16 protein-coding genes are annotated in these 16,768 nt (G+C 61.6%); 5 read left to right on the top strand and 11 right to left on the bottom strand.

From position 1 onward, the window contains the following. Positions 1–24 precede the first annotated feature (24 nt). Positions 25–1,854 (top strand): maltodextrin glucosidase, encoded by a 1,830-nt coding sequence (gene malZ, locus ACWPWQ_RS04740; protein WP_454009126.1) that lies wholly within the window; start codon positions 25–27, stop codon positions 1,852–1,854. A 133-nt stretch (positions 1,855–1,987) separates the two neighbouring features. On the opposite strand, the gene ACWPWQ_RS04735 is transcribed toward malZ, so the two are convergent. From ACWPWQ_RS04735 to ACWPWQ_RS04700, 8 genes are all read right to left on the bottom strand, one after another. Beyond that, complete coding sequence (locus ACWPWQ_RS04735) at positions 1,988–3,103, bottom strand: class I SAM-dependent methyltransferase (protein WP_454009125.1); 1,116 nt, start codon at positions 3,101–3,103, stop codon at positions 1,988–1,990. 90 nt (positions 3,104–3,193) lie between these two features. After that, positions 3,194–4,534, bottom strand: coding sequence for a DUF4910 domain-containing protein (locus ACWPWQ_RS04730; protein WP_202047666.1), 1,341 nt, complete (start codon positions 4,532–4,534; stop codon positions 3,194–3,196). Beyond that, positions 4,531–4,932 (bottom strand): VOC family protein, encoded by a 402-nt coding sequence (locus tag ACWPWQ_RS04725; protein ID WP_202047667.1) that lies wholly within the window; start codon positions 4,930–4,932, stop codon positions 4,531–4,533. The genes ACWPWQ_RS04730 and ACWPWQ_RS04725 overlap by 4 nt, the downstream gene beginning before the upstream one ends. Continuing rightward, complete coding sequence (locus ACWPWQ_RS04720) at positions 4,922–5,686, bottom strand: AAC(3) family N-acetyltransferase (RefSeq protein WP_404837385.1); 765 nt, start codon at positions 5,684–5,686, stop codon at positions 4,922–4,924. Before ACWPWQ_RS04720 ends, ACWPWQ_RS04725 begins: the two co-directional genes overlap by 11 nt. Continuing rightward, a complete protein-coding gene (locus ACWPWQ_RS04715) occupies positions 5,683–5,907 on the bottom strand; it encodes an acyl carrier protein (RefSeq protein WP_202047669.1) in 225 nt (74 codons plus the stop codon). The genes ACWPWQ_RS04720 and ACWPWQ_RS04715 overlap by 4 nt, the downstream gene beginning before the upstream one ends. Further along, a complete protein-coding gene (locus ACWPWQ_RS04710) occupies positions 5,900–7,582 on the bottom strand; it encodes an HAD-IIIC family phosphatase (protein WP_454009124.1) in 1,683 nt (560 codons plus the stop codon). The genes ACWPWQ_RS04715 and ACWPWQ_RS04710 overlap by 8 nt, the downstream gene beginning before the upstream one ends. A gap of 97 nt (positions 7,583–7,679) precedes the next feature. Further along, positions 7,680–8,213 (bottom strand): ATP--cob(I)alamin adenosyltransferase, encoded by a 534-nt coding sequence (locus ACWPWQ_RS04705; RefSeq protein ID WP_454009123.1) that lies wholly within the window; start codon positions 8,211–8,213, stop codon positions 7,680–7,682. An 85-nt stretch (positions 8,214–8,298) separates the two neighbouring features. Next, a complete protein-coding gene (locus tag ACWPWQ_RS04700; protein WP_454009179.1) occupies positions 8,299–9,435 on the bottom strand; it encodes a DUF5610 domain-containing protein in 1,137 nt (378 codons plus the stop codon). Between the two features lie 169 nt (positions 9,436–9,604). On the opposite strand from ACWPWQ_RS04700, the gene trmA reads away from it, so the two are divergent. The 4 genes from trmA to ACWPWQ_RS04680 all read left to right on the top strand — a co-directional run bounded on the left by trmA (position 9,605) and on the right by ACWPWQ_RS04680 (position 13,468). Continuing rightward, a complete protein-coding gene (gene trmA / locus ACWPWQ_RS04695; RefSeq protein WP_454009122.1) occupies positions 9,605–10,711 on the top strand; it encodes a tRNA (uridine(54)-C5)-methyltransferase TrmA in 1,107 nt (368 codons plus the stop codon). A 248-nt stretch (positions 10,712–10,959) separates the two neighbouring features. Then, positions 10,960–11,667, top strand: a complete 708-nt coding sequence (gene rstA, locus ACWPWQ_RS04690) for a two-component system response regulator RstA (protein ID WP_454009178.1) — start codon at positions 10,960–10,962, stop codon at positions 11,665–11,667. Between the two features lie 241 nt (positions 11,668–11,908). Then, positions 11,909–13,234: a two-component system sensor histidine kinase RstB gene (gene rstB, locus ACWPWQ_RS04685; RefSeq protein WP_454009121.1), complete on the top strand. Its 1,326-nt coding sequence runs from the start codon at positions 11,909–11,911 to the stop codon at positions 13,232–13,234. Positions 13,235–13,288: 54 nt separating this feature from the next. Continuing rightward, entirely contained in the window at positions 13,289–13,468 is a 180-nt protein-coding gene (locus ACWPWQ_RS04680) for a hypothetical protein (RefSeq protein WP_042649209.1), read from the top strand. Positions 13,469–13,534: 66 nt separating this feature from the next. On the opposite strand, the gene ACWPWQ_RS04675 is transcribed toward ACWPWQ_RS04680, so the two are convergent. The 3 genes from ACWPWQ_RS04675 to rpmE form a co-directional block, all read right to left on the bottom strand. Next, positions 13,535–14,791, bottom strand: coding sequence for a malic enzyme-like NAD(P)-binding protein (locus ACWPWQ_RS04675; protein WP_319913895.1), 1,257 nt, complete (start codon positions 14,789–14,791; stop codon positions 13,535–13,537). Positions 14,792–14,969: 178 nt separating this feature from the next. Beyond that, positions 14,970–16,403: a DUF2867 domain-containing protein gene (locus ACWPWQ_RS04670; RefSeq protein WP_454009120.1), complete on the bottom strand. Its 1,434-nt coding sequence runs from the start codon at positions 16,401–16,403 to the stop codon at positions 14,970–14,972. 122 nt (positions 16,404–16,525) lie between these two features. Continuing rightward, positions 16,526–16,741, bottom strand: coding sequence for a 50S ribosomal protein L31 (gene rpmE, locus ACWPWQ_RS04665; RefSeq protein WP_016352348.1), 216 nt, complete (start codon positions 16,739–16,741; stop codon positions 16,526–16,528). Positions 16,742–16,768 lie beyond the last annotated feature (27 nt).

The raw sequence follows: 16,768 nt of genomic DNA, 5'->3' as shown, positions 1-16,768 counted from the left end.
CCACCCTCTGATGCAGTAGATACCATGACCCATCCCTTCCTGTTTCATCCCCAGGTGGCACCCTGGTTCAAAGAGAGTGCCGATACCCTGTTGCTCACCCTGTTCAGCGAGCTGGACGCCCCCATCCGCGAGGTGTGGCTGCGTCACGAGCCGGACAACGAGGAGTACCTGGTGGCCATGCGCCCGGTCTCGACCCGGGACAGGCTGCAGGTCTGGCAGGTCGAGCTGCCGCTGGCCAGGGGGCAGGAGATCCACCTCTACTGCTTCAAGTGCCTCACTGACCAGGAGCAGTGGTGGCTGCACGGGGCGGGCGTCAGCGCCGCCATGCCGCCGCGGGAGCAGCATTTTCGCTTCAACAGCCATCACCAGCCGCCGGCCTGGGTACAGGATCAGGTGTTCTACCAGATCTTCCCCGACCGCTTCTGCAACGGCGATCCCTCGCTGAGCGTCAGGCATCACGAGTACGAGTACCGCGGCAAGGCGGTCATCAGCAAGGCCTGGGGGGAACCGGTCAGTCGCCACGAGGAGGGCCACGGCGCGTGCGAGTTCTACGGCGGGGATCTGGCGGGGATAGACGCCAAGCTGCACTACCTGCAATCCCTGGGCGTAACGGCGCTCTACCTCAACCCCATCTTCGATTCGCCGAGCAACCACAAGTACGACACCCAGGACTACTTCAAGGTGGATGTCCACCTCGGCACCAATGCCCAGTTTGCCGAGCTGACCCGCAACCTGCACCAGCGCGGCATGAAGATCATCCTGGACGCCGTGGTCAACCACACCTCAACCGACCACCCCTGGTTCTGCCCGCCGCTGGGGGCCCAGAGCAACCCGGACTCCCCCTGGCGCAGCTTCTACACCTTCGATCAGGAGGGGGATTATGTCAGCTGGAAGGGCATTCGCAGCCTGCCCAAGCTGGACTTCTCCAGCGAGCAGGTGCAAGACGCGGTATATCGGGCAGACAACGCCATTCTGCGCTACTGGATGCGGGCCCCCTACCAGATCGATGGCTGGCGCTTCGACGTCATCCACATGCTGGGGGAGCGGGGCTCGGCCATGGGCAACAGCGGCCATGTGCGCGCCATTCGCGGTGCGGTGAAGCAGGAGAACCCGGACGCCTACGTGCTCGGCGAGCACTTCTTCGAGGCGAGTCAGTGGCTGCAGGGGGATCAGGAGGACGGCGCCATGAACTACTACGGCTTCGCCCACCCCATACGCGCCTTCCTGGCGGGACAGGACATCGCCTATCACCCCATCCGGATCAGCGCCGAGGAGCTGGACAGGTGGCTCAAGCTGGCCCGGGCCCATATCCCCTTCAAGAACCAGCTGGCCCAGTTCAACCTGCTGGACAGCCACGACACCGCCCGCTTCCTGCACCTGCTGGGGGAGGACAAGCAGCGGATGCGGCTCGCCGCCACCCTGCTCATCACCTATATCGGCGTGCCCTCCATCTACTACGGCGACGAGGTGGGACTCTCCGGCGGCAACGATCCGGACTGCCGTCGCTGCTTCCCCTGGGACACCACAGACTGGGATCATGTGCTGCACGATCACTACCGCCGCCTGATCCAGCTGCGCCGCCAGCGTCCGGCCCTGCGCCGGGGAGACATCCAGACCCTCTACGCCGGCCCTCACAGCTATGTGTTCGCCCGCACCCTGCAAAGCGATCAGGTGGTAGTGGCCTGCAACCGCCACCCCACAGAGCCGCGCACCATCAGCCTGCCCCTGTGGCAGACCGCCAGCCCCGCCAGCCGCTTCACCGACGCCTTCAACGGCGACAAGTTCGAGGTGGTGCAAGGGGAGGTGCAGCTCACCATACCGGCCAACTCGGCCAGGGTGCTGCTGTCGAGCTGACCGAGAGAGACTATCAAATAAATGGCGGGCTCTGTCCCGCCATTATTCCCGGCAGTTATAAATTCCCTACCAGTAAAATTAAAATGATTTACTGCCGTCATCCTGACGACCCTCATCACCCTTAAGCCTTTAATCAGGCATCACTGAACACCTCGACATGATCATAGGTGATACCATGAGCCGTCATTGTCTCAAATATTTCTTTATAGAAACTTGAAGCAATTACCAGGTTACTGACATGCTTATTTCTAATCGTCTCGAAATAACTCACCTTGAGATTCACACCAGGTAAGGTGCGATCGACTTTATTCTTGTCACCATCGACAACAATGATATTTGTGCTGTCCAAAATCTCTTTCTCAACCCCGTTCAGCAGAATAACTGACGCAGAACCAGCTCCCCACCAAACGACGCTATCTACTTTTCTGAGAAAATCATTTACTCTATTGCGAGATGCATCGCACCGCTGCTTGAATACTGAGAGACTATCGATATAACTGGCTTTATCAAAGACCATTTCAATTTCATTGTGATGTGTATTTTCAGCCTTGACAAAAACAACCCTTAAACTGTCATTCTCAACACGGTGATATATTATTTTAAGTTTATTATCACGGGCCAGGACTTGCATGAAGTAGATGTTGTAGTAGAAGAGGTGTTGTACATGGAAACCGCCGAAATCAGGGACCTCAATGACGATCCTTCCGGTATCATTCAACGTTTCGGACATCAATTTAAAGATGGAGAAAGGATCTTCAAAATGCTCAAACACATGCATAAGATAGTAACCATCTACCTTGTCCTGAACATGGCTAGCATTAAAATAACCCTTTATAACGTTAAGTCCCAAGCCCTTCGCAGTATCGGCTTGGGGACCGGGCTCAATTCCTGTTACATTGGAGAAACCGCTCTCGCTCAGTTTTTTCAACAAGTAGCCTTCTGAACAGCCAATCTCCAATATCTTTTCATCTTTGCTAAAGTGACTTGTGATGGTATCAATCATGCCGTCATATTTAGAGGCGCCGATATTATTCAGCGGAGAAATATATAAATAGTTATCATATATTTCCGTTAGTTCCTCCGATGATAATTTCTTGGATGCAAACCCCACCAGACAATCCTTGCAAGCACTGACCTGCAATTCCGATACCTTTACCGGAAAATCACCAGAGTATGCAGATAAAACGGCTGGCATCTTGCGTTCAAGGAAAACCAATGTGTTATCACTGTGACAATATGGACATCTCATGATCCTCTCCTAAAGATATGATCAGGATTGATGAAACAAGGTTGAACGATCGCGATATCTCCATCACATCATGCAACGAAGCACCTATTCTCAACGACGACTACGCCTGCGCAGAACCCCTGCATCGATAAGCTTTCTCGCCAAGGGCTCGACCCGCCAAAACGGTACATTGATGATCTCGGCAATCTCAAACAGGCTCAGATGGCCATCGCTGTACGCCAGCAAGTTCATCATATCCCTCACCTGCTCGCCGGAATCACGTGTAGATAGATTCGGATAGAGGCCACGTCGCCCCAGCTGGGGCTCACCCAATACGGCAGCCTCACAGCATTCATCCAACTCCAGACATTCGATCGCCCTCCTCAGCGCCAGGAAGCTATCCGCCAGACCCTGTGGCGTGACCAGGGTAAGGTCATCCAACGAGGTATGATATTCGGCATAACAACCGTATTTGCTGCGCATCATGGTGGTGACTGGCAGGTCTATTCCAGGAGCACATAGCTGACGTTCGTTGGAGCCCCGGTCAAGATAGCTATACGCCATATAATCAGGAGCAATATGACCCAGCACATGACGTCCAATACGATCGGCTAAAGAATTACCCTGCCTGGACGGTAAGAAAGAGTAACACCTCTCGTCCCCCATGCAGGTCAGATTAAAACCGGCCAACGTATGAGATTTGAGGTGCTCCAGATGACGAGAGAGATAAACGATAGCCCCGATTGTCTCTGGAACAAGCATCAATCGATAGCTATAGCGTCGCTTGGGCAAGGAGGAAAGCCAGGCCATCAAAAACACCCCGACGCCTGGGCCGGACAACTCGTTGTTGGCCATGGAAGGATGGCAAACATAGCTGGATAACAAGATCTCCTGCTTACTCTCCCCTGGTAACACCCACTCGGCATAAGTCAGTGAGCCCGGTTGCAAGCTGGTATCTATCACAACCTCATAATTTCCTTCCGGTAACGCTTCCCGCACATTATGGGGTAAACAAAATCCCCAACGGCGCTGGTAATAAGACGTGACATAGGGGATGGCGTCCGGTAACTCAGGTAAGGAGTGCAAGTGTAGTTGTAATTCTGCTAAGGGGAGAGTGCGGCGTACCGGTTCTGAGTAGCCCACCAAGTGTAAGTTACTCTCCTTGAAATCAACCACCCTGTGTCCATCCGGACCTACGATATAAGCCTCTCTGACATTCCACTCATCCGGTACAGTCCAATCAAAAAATGTGCTTCCGCTGGCAACTTCATGGATCTGTAATTCAGGTAAACAATGTTCGCGAAACAGGGTCAATGTTTTTCTTACACCATCGCCTGTCAAGCTGCGATTGAGTGGGAATAGCAGGGCCAACAAGCGATGTAATTGTTCACCAAGTTGAGTCTGATCGTCCCAATCCGTGGGCAGATAACCAATATTATTTTCAGTTATCATATGGTCTCCTCAATCAACTCAACAATATGTCCCAAAGGACTGAGAAAAAACTGGACATGAGACCCACCAAAAGCGATAGCCGGCTGACTGGGTCCAAGAGGAAGATGACGTTGTTCACGCAGTCTGGTGGCGCTTTCCTGCAGACTGGGCACTCGATAGGCGAGATGGTTGATGACATTGCGCCGAGTCTTGAGCACCTGGGCCACAGGGCTGTCCTCTCCGGCGGGTGCGACCAGTTCGTAGCACAACCCATGCTTATCGTGCACAAACTGCACCCAGACCCGTTGCAGCGGATCTTCAACCGCCACAGAGAATCGGCTCAACCCCAGTACATCTCGGCAATAGGCCTCACCAGTGGCCAGGTCCGGCACCACCAGTCCAATGTGATCAAATCGCATGGGAATCCCCTCCCGCCCGGATCAGGGCGTATGGCGCCACCGCCAGCAACTTGCTGGCGGCCTGGATAAAGTCACGGCACGATACCGCCCAGACCGGTACCCGCTGGCACAGCGCCTGGCGCCAGGCACCCCGCTCCTGCAGCAGAACCACCAGCCTGGAGAGGTCGATCTCGCTTGCCAGCGTCAGATCCCGCACATAGTAATCCGCCTGCCACTCCCGCACGCGGCCGTCGACGCGTACCTGGCCCGCAAACGCCTTGTAATAGCGGTAGGAGACGGCCAGCCGTTGCTCCACATAGTGGGTGAAGGTAATACGGTCAGGGTGGCAACCCAGCCCCAGCAACCAGCCGTCCTGCTCCGCCAGCCAGCCGAACGGGCTCTCCTGACCGAAGCAGTCGTGACACTCCCTGGCTACCAGCGCTGGCCCCTGCGGGCCGCTGATCGCCATGCTGAAGACGGGATCCAGCGTACGCACCACCCCTTCGCGCTGGCGGAACAGCTCCGTCATCAACCCCACCTTGCTCGGGGTCTGCGCAGGATCGAAACACTCGTCCGCCATCGGGCTGTAACTGAAGGTCGGCACCAACAGGTGTCCGCCCAGCCATTGCTCGAGGCATGTCCAGAAGGCCGCGATGCCTGCGGCGTTTCCCATGCCTGCAAACTGGGCCACCACCATGGCATCCGAGTGCACCATCAGGGCGCCACCTCTGGGGATCCCAAGCTCGGTCAGCGCCTGCTCGAGTGCCTGGTTCACACTGCAACCCCTTTGCTCTGTAGGGCTTGCTGGATGTCGGTCAGACTCTTCAGCTCAGCCAGCTCGTTCGGTTCGAAACGCACGGCATAGTGTTGCTCGACCAGCAACAGCAGGTTGAAGTGGCCCAAAGAATCCCACTCGGGAAAACAGCCCAGGGCAGAATGTTCGTTGACGCTGGCCTGGGGGAACTGCTGGCGTGCCAGCGCGATAAGGTCATTCATTGGCATAGAACTCCAGAAACGGGAGAGAAAGAGAGCAGAGATCCAGACTGAGGAACACCTCGTCCGCCAGCGGCAGCAACCTCGCTGGAGTGGTTATCGGCCGGGTTGGCAGGCTCGCCAGAAAATCCTGTGCCGGCTGGTTTCGTGTCTTGGCAACCAGGCTGATGACCAGCTCGGTCCTACCTTGCGCTCGCAGCCGGTTTGCCAGATGTGTCAGCAGCCAGTATTCAAAGCCGCGCCCTAGCACCCGGCAGCTGATGGCCAGGGTATCCAGCAGCGCCCTCCCCTCGTCGAGCGGGCGCACCACCAGCAGGGCCGTGATGCCGTGATCGGCGAACCTGTCTTGCAGGCTGGCCAGCCAGACCTCGCCACCCTCGGCGGCCAGCCGGGCCAGCTCCGCCGCCTGATAGCGGCGGCCGGAGAGGTTGAACTGATTGGTCTTCTGGCTGAGCTGTTCGGCTCGCAACTGGTTGCCCGGGGAGAGCGGCTGCCAGTCGGCCTGCAGCGCCAATTGCCGCAGGAAGGTGTGCTCGTCGCCCAGTTGCCGGCGCACCGCCTCAGCCTCGGCCTGGGCCTGATAGGAGTGCTGCCGCAGGCCGTCATCCCGGCTCTGGTGACGACTGCACAGCTCCGGCAGCGTCATCAATGCATCCGGCCACTCCCAGATTTCGGCAGGGGGAGTGACCACCATCACCTCGGGACAATTCGCCCGGACTTCAGCACGCTCCAGTTCGCTGTCGTCCCAGAATACCAGGCTGTCCAGCCCGACATTGAGGCGTGCGGCCAGCCGCCGCAGCCCCTGAGATTTGGGCTCCCAGCCGATTTCGGCGGCGGCGATCTGCGCACGCGTCAGCACCATGCCCGGATGTTCGTCAAACAACAGCCACACATCGTCCGCCAGATTCTTGGAACAGAGTGCCAGCACTATGCCCTGCCCGTGCCAATGACTGGCCGCCTGCTGGAAGGCCTGGTAGAGCCGGCCCATCCCGTCCTGTCCCAGCAGGACGCCGCCGACACCGTCTTCGCCGACCACACCGCCCCACAGGGTATTGTCGCAGTCGAGCACCAGCACCTTGTGGGCGGGTTGCTGCAACCGCTGCAGCAAGGGGACAATCCACTGCGCCAGGCTGGCCAGACCGGCCATGGAGAAGGGGCAGGACATCAAATAGAGGTTGCGCCGATCGAAGCAGTGCTGGCGGCCATGCTGTTGCAGCCAGAGCGGCAAGTGCAGGTCGTCAAGGCCGGGTTGCTGCTGGCGCAGGCGGGCCATCTGCAGCTCAAATGCACTGGCCAGCTCGGCGAGCGCGACAGGGGCTGGACCATAGACCGAGAGGGGCGCGTGACTGCAGGCACCGACCAACAGATGATCCTGCGGGCGGCGCTGCAGATGCTGCTGCAGGGGCTGGCAGAGCACATCGACGAAGGCGGCTACGGCCAACTGCTGCTCATCCTGCGTCAGATGACCCCATGCCTGCAGGGTCCGGGCAGACACTATATCTTCCCACAGCCAGATGATGATGTGAGTCTGGGCCGCAGCATCGGCAGGCTGATTCATCAGAGACTGCAACCACTGACCATGGGGGGTCACTTGAACCTCGCCATATTCAGCCAGAGGTCGCCAGGCAAGGTTGCCCGGCATCAAGAACGAACTGCCACTGAGATGAAGCATGGTCATGACCTTCCCCACTGTATTACCGGAACCATCCCGGCGACCGACAAATGGGATGATCGTGTTTGATCTTCATGAAAAACAAAAGCTTTTTCAGCTGTCTTCAGTAGTTGATGCTGACGTAGGGGACTTCCGGCACATTCCACGCCTGCTTGAGGTAGACGGTCAGCACGAAGAAGAAGTTGGCCAGCAGGTTGGCGAAGCGATAGAGGATGGGGTCGAAGCGCACTCCGCTCTCTTCGAGGCGCACCAGCAGGCGCACCACCTTCTTGCTGCCGCAGCGGCACAGGTGCAGGGTGGGAATGGGCTGGGGCCCCTGGGGCAGCACGAAACCGGTCACCCGGCCGCGGCTCGCCTCGTTGTAGTGATCGTAACGCCCCTTCAGCCAGTCCAGATCCTCCTCGAAGATCCCGAGCCTGCCGCGCACCGAGCCGTTGAGGTTGTAGATGAGTCGCTGCAGCGCCGCGAGATCCGCCAGCACGGGCCGGGTATCCTCATCCGGCACCAGATGAGAGAGCACGGCCCCCACCTGGCAGCAGAGCTCGTCGGTGGCGATCTCGTAGTCGCACTGGAACTGGGTCTCGAAGATGAAGGGGTAGCAGAGCTCGCGCTTGTCTCTTGGCTTCTTGGGGTTCATGGCATCGTCTGGCTGGAGAAAAGGGCAGTTTGCCAGCCCGGGCCCGGGCTGGCAAACGCCGCATCAGAGGGGTGACGAACCGGGATCAGGTGGTCGCCATCTGCTGGCCGAGCAGCCTCATGGCCTCCAGCATCCGCTGGTTGAAGCCCATGAAACCGGCGCCCTCGGCCCCCTCGCTCTGGCCTCGCGCCGCCAGCACCGCAGGGGCCAAGGCCTGCTGCTGGACAGGGGGCAACAGGGCATCGGCCTGCTGCTGCAGCTGGCTCAGCTTCGGCAGGTAGTCCGCCAGCGGCTTGAGCCCCTCCTGCAGCGAATGGGCCCCCTGATAGGTCTGGCTCAAGCGGGCCGACTGCTTGAGCTTGAGGGAGTAGGCGGCCAACTGGCTGTCGTCCAGTTGCAGCCCATCCAGCCTGTCGGCCAGGGTCTTGCCCTCCCCGCTGCCGAAGAACTGGCCGGCCAGCTCGTCCAGCCCCTTGACCAGCTTGCCGATGGCCTCCATCTCGCCACTGTCGAGATCCCCCTCCAGGGAGAAGTCGAAGCTCTGGCTCGACTTGAGGCTGAACTGGCTGCCGCTCCCGTCGTTACGGGACTTGAACTGCCAGCTGTCGCTGAACCTCAGCATCACCTTGTCCCCGTCCCGGGTCTCGATCTCGAGGAAGGCCTGCTGCCGGCTGGCCATCTTGGCCGCCCCGAGATCCGTGGTCGAGACCTCGCCGAAGAACTCTTGTTCGAAGGACTCCAGCCCCTCCTGGATCAGCTTGTAGCTCTGATCCATGCCGGTCTTGATGTCCTCGTTGTCCGCCCAGTCCCCGAGCTGCTTTCTGGCGTCGCCGAAGCCCATGTCCACGCCCTTGCGGGCCTGCTCCATCATCTTGGCCAGATCCTCATCCGACTTGCCGTCGGCACGGGCCGCCCCCAGCCGTCCGGTGACAAACTGCAGCACGTTGTCCGCCACCGTCTCGTAATCGAACAGGGTCTCTGGGGTGATCGCCTCTGGCGGATCCAGCTTGAACTCCTGACTCTTGGGGGCCTGATAGTGCTGGCCATTGATCTCCAGCGCGAATTGCAGCGCCTGCTGGATCAGCACCTGGGCCCACTTCGGGGGCTTGTTCAGGGAGACCTCATCCCCCTTGTCCGCCGTTTTCGACTCTGCCTGTTGAGGCGATTTGGGAGCAATGCCCACTCCCTTGGGTTGGGCTGCGCCCATGCCATCGATCTGCATCATCACTCTCCCGCCATACTGGTGGATCGGTTATCGGCCCGACTGACCACTTCTTGACCACAAAAAACTTGGACAATCCGCGACGGCCTTTTAAAATCCCCACCCTTTGGTTGGCTGCGGCCTTCCCCCGGTTTCTGCCCGGCCCTGCCGGTGTGCATCTGAGGTATCTATGACCCAATCCCAGCGGACCCCCGCCGACTACCAGACCCAGCTCGACGAGAAGCGCGATCGCCTCACCCAGCTGTTCGCCGACTTCAATCCGCCCGCGCTTGAGGTCCATGCCTCCCCCGCCGAGCACTACCGGATGCGCGCCGAGTTCCGCATCTGGCACGAGGGGGATGACCTCTTCCACTGCATGTATGCCCAGGCTACCAAGGAGATCATCCGGGTCGACAGCTTCCCCACCGCCAGCCTGCTCATCAACCGGCTGATGCCGGTGCTGCTGGCAGGGCTGCGCCCGCACCCTGTGCTGCGCCGCAAGCTGTTCCAGATAGACTATCTCTCCACCCAATCCGGCCAGCTCTGCGTCAGCCTGCTCTACCACCGCAAGCTGGAGGCGGAGTGGCAGCAGGCCGCAGAGGCACTGCAAGCCGATCTGCGGGCCCAGGGGTTCGATCTGCAACTGATTGGCCGCGCCCACAAGCAGAAGATCTGCCTGGGGGAGGAGTTCGTCATCGAGCGGCTCAAGGTGCAGGGGCGCGAGCTGGTCTACAAGCAGGTGGAGAACAGCTTCACCCAGCCCAACGCCGCCATCAACGAGCAGATGCTGGGCTGGGCGCTGGACGTGACCCGCGACAGCGAGGGTGACCTGCTGGAGCTCTACTGCGGCAACGGCAACTTCTCCATCGCCCTGGCCCAGAACTTCCGCAAGGTGCTGGCCACCGAGATCGCCAAGCCGAGCGTGGATTCCGCCCAGTACAACATCGCCGCCAACGGCGTCGACAACCTGATCATCCTGCGCATGTCGGCGGAGGAGTTCACCATGGCGATGCGCGGCGAGCGGGAGTTCAACCGCCTCAAGGGGGTCGATCTGGGTGCCTACCAGTGCAACACCATCTTCGTCGACCCGCCCCGTGCCGGTCTCGACGACGCCACAGTCCGGCTAGTGCAGGAGTACGACAACATCCTCTACATCTCCTGCAACCCCGAGACCCTGCAGGCCAACATGGCGGTCCTCGGCGAGACCCATGAGCTGGCCCGCTTCGCCCTGTTCGACCAGTTCCCCTGGACCCACCATATGGAAGCCGGGGCCTACTTGAAGCGCAAGGCAGGCTGATGCCGCAGGGGAGACCGCTTCGCCCTGTCCGAGCCACTTCCCCCTGGACCCACCATATGGAAGCCGGGGTCTATCTGAAGCGCAAGGCAGGCTGATGCCGCAGGGGATACACCGATCCCCGCTCGACAGGCAGAATCAAAACAGGGCCCGCGGGCCCTGTTTTGATTAGTTATCCCGATGCAGAGCGCTGGCGCAGCCGTTATGCTGGCGACACGCGCATTCGCGTCATCGCCGGGGGCCACGCCATCATGCCACGCGTTCTGTTTGTTGAAGATGATCCCGACATAGGCCAGCTCATCAGCAGCTGGCTAGGCCGCCACGACATCGAAGTGCTGCTGGAGACCCGGGGGGATCTGGCGCTCGCCAGGGTGGAGGCCGAACAGCCCGATCTGGTGCTGCTCGACATCATGCTGCCCGGGCAGGACGGCCTCTCCCTATGCCGGGATCTGCGCTCGCGCTTTGCCGGCCCCATCGTCATGCTCACCTCGCTGGACAGCGACATGAACCAGATCCTCAGCCTGGAGCTGGGTGCCAACGACTACATCCTCAAGACCACGCCGCCCCCGGTGCTGCTGGCCCGGCTGCGGGTCCAGTTCCGCCAGCAGGGGCCGGCGTCGCAACCGGCCGCTCCCAGCGCGCCCCCCCAGCGCCTGCAATTCGGCCGGCTGCGGATCGACGGGCCGGGCCGGGACGTGCGCCTCGACGGCAACAGCGTCCCCCTCTCCACCGCCGATTTCGACCTCCTGTGGGAGCTGGCTTGCCACGCCGGCCAGATCCTGGGGCGGGAGGCGCTGTTTCGCAGCCTGCGGGGCCGCGACTACGACGGCCAGGACCGCAGCATGGACGTGGCCATCTCCCGCCTGCGCCGTCGGCTGGGGGATGACAGCAACAACCCGACCCGGATCAAGACGGTGCGCCAAAAGGGCTATCTGCTGGTGCCCCAGGCCTGGGAATGAGCTGATGCCTCACACCCCTGCACACCAGAAGCCCGGGGATGACGACAACAACCCGACCCGGAGCAAGACGGTGCGCCAGAAGGATTATCTGCTGGTCTGCTGGTGCCCCAGGCCTGGGAATAAGCAATTACCGAATGACCTTGATGCTCTCCGCACCCTTCTCCCCTTGCGGGAGAAGGGTTGGGGATGAGGGGACAACAAAACAACGCCAAGACGCAATCCAGGCAAGAGGAGAGCCTCCATGCGACGCCTGTTTATCCAGTTCTACCTGCTGCTGATCGGCTGCTTCGGCCTCGCCATCCTGCTCATCGGCCTGGTCTATCAGGTCAGCGCCGAGCGGGCGGGAGACCGCTATCTGGAGCACATGATGCAGGGCTCCCTGGGGCTGCTCACCGGCGAGCTGGCCCGGCTGCCCCCCGTGCGCTGGCCCGCCCGCATGGGGGAGCAGAGCCACCAGCTCAACCTGCCGCTGCAGCTCGGCACTCTCGCCAACCAGCCCCTGGCCAGGGAGGATCAGGCCTTCCTCGAGGCGGGCAACATCGTCATCTTCGAGGAGGATGACACCTTCCTGCAGCGCATCCCGGGCACCGACCAGGTGCTGATCGTCGGCCCTGTCCCCTATCTCTCCTACCTGCACGAGCTGCACTGGGTGGACGTGGGCCTGCTGCTGCTCATCGGCCTCTCCCTCGGCCTGCCCATCCTGCTCTGGCTGCGCCCCCACTGGCACGGCCTGCAACGGCTCGAGCAGACGGCCCGCCGGGTCGGTGACGGGGATCTCTCCTGCCGCACCGGCCTGCCCCCCGGCAGCAGCCTGGGCCGGGTCGGTCGCACCTTCGATCAGATGGCCGAGCAGTTGCAGGCCATGCTGGCCAGCCGCAAGCAACTGACCGACGCCATCGCCCACGAGCTGCGCACCCCCCTGGTGCGGCTGCGCTACCGGCTCGCCATGCTGGCCGAGCCTCCCACCACCGAGGAGCAGCAGGGGCTGGAGCGGGATCTCGGCGCCCTGGACGCCCTCATCGAGGAGATGCTCACCTACGCCAGGCTGGATCGCCCAGAGCTGCCGCTGCAGTGCAGCGATCTGGATCTGGGCAGTTGGGCCGGGGAGCGGCTCCCGGACTGGCAGGCGCTGCGCCCGGACAGACGACTCGCCCTCCAGCTGCCCGCCCATCCCCTGCCCTGGCGCGGCGACATCCGCCTGCTGGACAGGGCGCTGGAGAATCTCATCGGCAACGCCCTGCGTCACGCCACCAGCCGGGTGAGCCTCGCCATGAGTCGGCAGCAGGATCACTATCTGCTGGAGGTGGCCGACGACGGCCCCGGCATAGCGCCGGCGCAGGCCGCCCAGATCTTCGAGCCCTTCGTGCGGCTGGATCAGAGCCGGGACAGGCGCACCGGCGGCACCGGCTTGGGTCTCGCCATAGTGCGCAGCATAGCGCGCCATCACGGCGGCGAGGTGCAGCTGTTGCCCGCCGAGACGGGAGCCCGCTTCTGCCTCAGGCTGCCCGTACATTTGGATACAAACCGTCACCAGTCCCTCACTGAAGTGCAGGCCCTGCAGCCCTAGGATGACCTCATGGAGAGCCGCTCCATGTCATCAAACCGAACGAGGAACTGGAATATGAAAAAGCTGATCCCCCTGAGCCTGGCTGCTGTCTTCGCCCTGACCTCCGGCTTCACCATGGCTGCCACCCCGACCAAGGCTGCCGCGCCCCACGCCACCCAGACCAAGGTGGTGAAAAAGCATCACAAGGCGACCCATGCCGCACCGGCCGTGAAAGTGGCCCCCAAGACCAAGTAACAGGCGCACAAGCTCCCAATGAAAAGGGGCCCCATCATGGGGCCCCTTTTGTCGTGCTCAGGCGGCTCAATCTTGCATGTAATCTGCCGGCAGCGCGATCCGTGCCACGCCGGAGGCCACCGCCGCCAGCGCCACGGCGCGGGCCACGCGGGGCAGCAGACGGGCATCCATCGGCTTGGGAATGACGTACTCCTTGCCGAAGGTGAGCGCACTCACCCCGGCGGCGGTCAGCACCTCGGCCGGGACCGGCTCCTTGACCAGGCCGCGAATGGCCTCCACCGCCGCGACCTTCATGGCATCGTTGATGCGGCTGGCGCGCGCGTCCAGGGCACCGCGGAAGATGAAGGGGAAGCAGATGACGTTGTTGATCTGGTTCGGGTAGTCGGAGCGACCCGTGCCCATGATGAGATCGCTGCGCACCGAGTGCGCCAGGGCAGGCTTGATCTCGGGATCCGGGTTGGAGCAGGCGAAGATCACCGGATTGGGGGCCATCAGCGCCACCGCCTCGGCAGGCAGCACGTCCGGGCCGGAGACGCCGACGAACACATCCGCCCCGTCGATCACCTCCATCAGGGTGCGCAGGGGGGTGTCGTTGGCGAAGCGCTGCTTGTACTGGTTGAGATCGGTGCGACCGCTGTGGATCACCCCCTGACGGTCCAGCATGAAGATGTTCTGTGGCGCGGCGCCGCACTTGATCAACAGGTCCATGCAGGCGGTGGCGGCGGCACCGGCACCCATGCAGACGATGCGGCTCTGTTCGATGCGCTTGCCCTGCACTTCCAGCGCATTGAGCAGGCCGGCGGCGGTGACGATGGCGGTGCCGTGCTGATCATCGTGGAACACCGGGATGTCGCAGCGCTCGATCAGCGCCTGCTCTATCTCGAAGCACTCGGGAGCCTTGATGTCTTCCAGGTTGATGCCACCGAAGGTGTCGGCGATGGCGGCGACAGTGTCGATGAACTGCTGACTGGTCTCGTGCTTCACCTCGATGTCGATGGCGTCGATGCCGGCAAAGCGCTTGAACAGCAGGGCCTTGCCCTCCATCACCGGCTTGGAGGCCAGCGGCCCCAGATTGCCCAGCCCCAGGATGGCGGTGCCGTTGGAAATGACGGCCACCAGGTTGCCCTTGCCGGTGTAGCGGTAGGCATCGGCCGGATTGGCGGCGATCTCGCGCACCGGCTCGGCGACACCCGGACTGTAGGCCAGGGCCAGATCCCGGGCGGTCTCTGCGGGTTTGGTGAGGGCGATGGCTATCTTGCCGGGAATGGGCTGGGCGTGGTAATCGAGCGCTTGTTGACGAAGATCGTGACGCAGATCGGACATGGGGGACCCCGATACAGAAGTGAGTGAGTGGTGCATTGGCTCGCCTGTGGCGAGGGCTCGGGATCATAAAGAAAACCACCGGGCTTTCACAGCAGAAAATATCGCCAAATACCACTGATGGTCGACTCAGCAGCATCTCCCGCCACGCAAAGATACCCATTTAGTTATAGATCCGCTTTCAGTCCATCACGGGAATACCGGCCCTCGCCTCCGCCTGGCGGGCGATAGCCTCCGTCATCCCCTGGAAGATGAAGAGGTGGAAGGGCAGCATGGCGAGCCAGTAGGCCAGCCCCCAGGCTCCCTGAGGGTGCCAGTGGGCGGTCACCCGCAGCCGGGTCAGGCCGGACTCCTGGGGCTGGATGTTGAACTCCAGCCGCCCGACGCCGGGGGCCTTCATGTTGAACAGCAGATCCAGCCTGCGCCCCTCGTCCACCCCGAGGATCTGCCAGGAGTCCAGCATGTCCCCCTTCACGAAGCGATCCGGATTGGTGCGGCCCCGGGTGAGGGCCGGGCCCCCTATCAGGTGATCCATCCATTCGCGCACCACCCACAGCTCGTTCATGTAGAAGTAGCGCTGCTCGCCCCCCAGCTGCTGCAGCACCTGCCACACCACCTCGGGGGAGGCGAGGCACTCGGCCTCCCCGCTGGCGGTGCGGTCGTAGAAGCCGTACTCGGGATGGCGCCAGCGCAGGCCGAGCGGCGTCTCCTCCCCCTGCTGCTCGGCGCCGAGTTTCTGCTCCAGCGCCAGGCTCTCCGTCAGTGCCTCGTCGAAGCTGAGCAGGTGCTGGGGCAGCAGGGCCCGCAAGGGGCCATCGCCGGCCGGGATGTCGTGCTTGAGGCCGCCCACCAGCGCCTTGGCGATGGGTTGGGGCACAGAGGTGGCAAACTGCAGCCACCAGGCGGAGAGCCGGGGGCTCAGGAAGGGGATGGGGATGATGGGGCAACGCTTGCCGATGTGGGCGGCGAACTTCTGCAACTGCTGCTGGTAGCTGAGCAGCTCGGGGCCCACCGCGTTGAAGATGCGGCCATCCACCCCTTGCGCCTCCACCAGGCCGCCCAGATAGTGCAGCAGGTTGGAGAGCGCAATCGGCGGCGTGCGGGAGCGCACCCACTTGGGGGTCACCATCATGGGCAGGTTGAACACCAGATCCCGCATCACCTCGAAGGCGGCCGAGCCCGGCCCTATGATGATGCCGGCCCTCAGCTCCACCGTGGGCACGCCCGCGTCCCGAAACAGCTCGCCGCAGTGGCGACGGGAGTTGAGGTGGCGACTGTTGCAGGGGATCGGCTGTATGGCCCCGAGATAGATGATGCGGCGCACCCCGGCGGCGCGGGCGGCGGCGGCGAAGTTCTTCACCCCCTGCTGCTCCAGCCGGTGAAAACCGGCGCCTGCCCCCATGGCATGCACCAGATAGAAGACGGTATCCACCCCGGCCAGGGCCGGCAGCAGGGTGATGGGCTTGAGGCTGTCGGCGAGGCGAAACTCCACCCCCTCCGGCAGGCGGCAGGGGCGGCGCGCACCGGCGATCACCCTGTAACCCAGCCCTTGCAGATGAGGCACCAGGTAGGAACCTATGTAACCCGCCGCACCCATCACCAGACAGTTTCGCATTCCGACACTCCTCATCCCCCATGGACTCGCACCACCATAGGGCAAAGCGCCGCATTACAGAACGCCCACAAGCAAAAAAGGCGCCCGATGGGCGCCTTTTTCAGAATTCTTCAGAAGCAAGATTACTTCTTGGTGGTCATCGCACCGAAACGCTTGTTGAACTTGTCTACGCGGCCGCCGCTAGAAACTTCTTTCTGCTTGCCGGTATAGAACGGGTGGCACTCGGAGCACACGTCCAGGTTCAGATCTTTACCCAGGGTAGAGAAAGTGTTGATGACGTTACCGCAAGAGCACTTGGCGGTGATGGCTACGTAGTCAGGATGGATACCAGCTTTCATGGACAACCTCAATTGATAGGCCGTGTC

This window comes from Aeromonas sp. Marseille-Q7275 (assembly GCF_965119515.1).
This window is presented reverse-complemented; position numbering and strand designations above follow the sequence as displayed.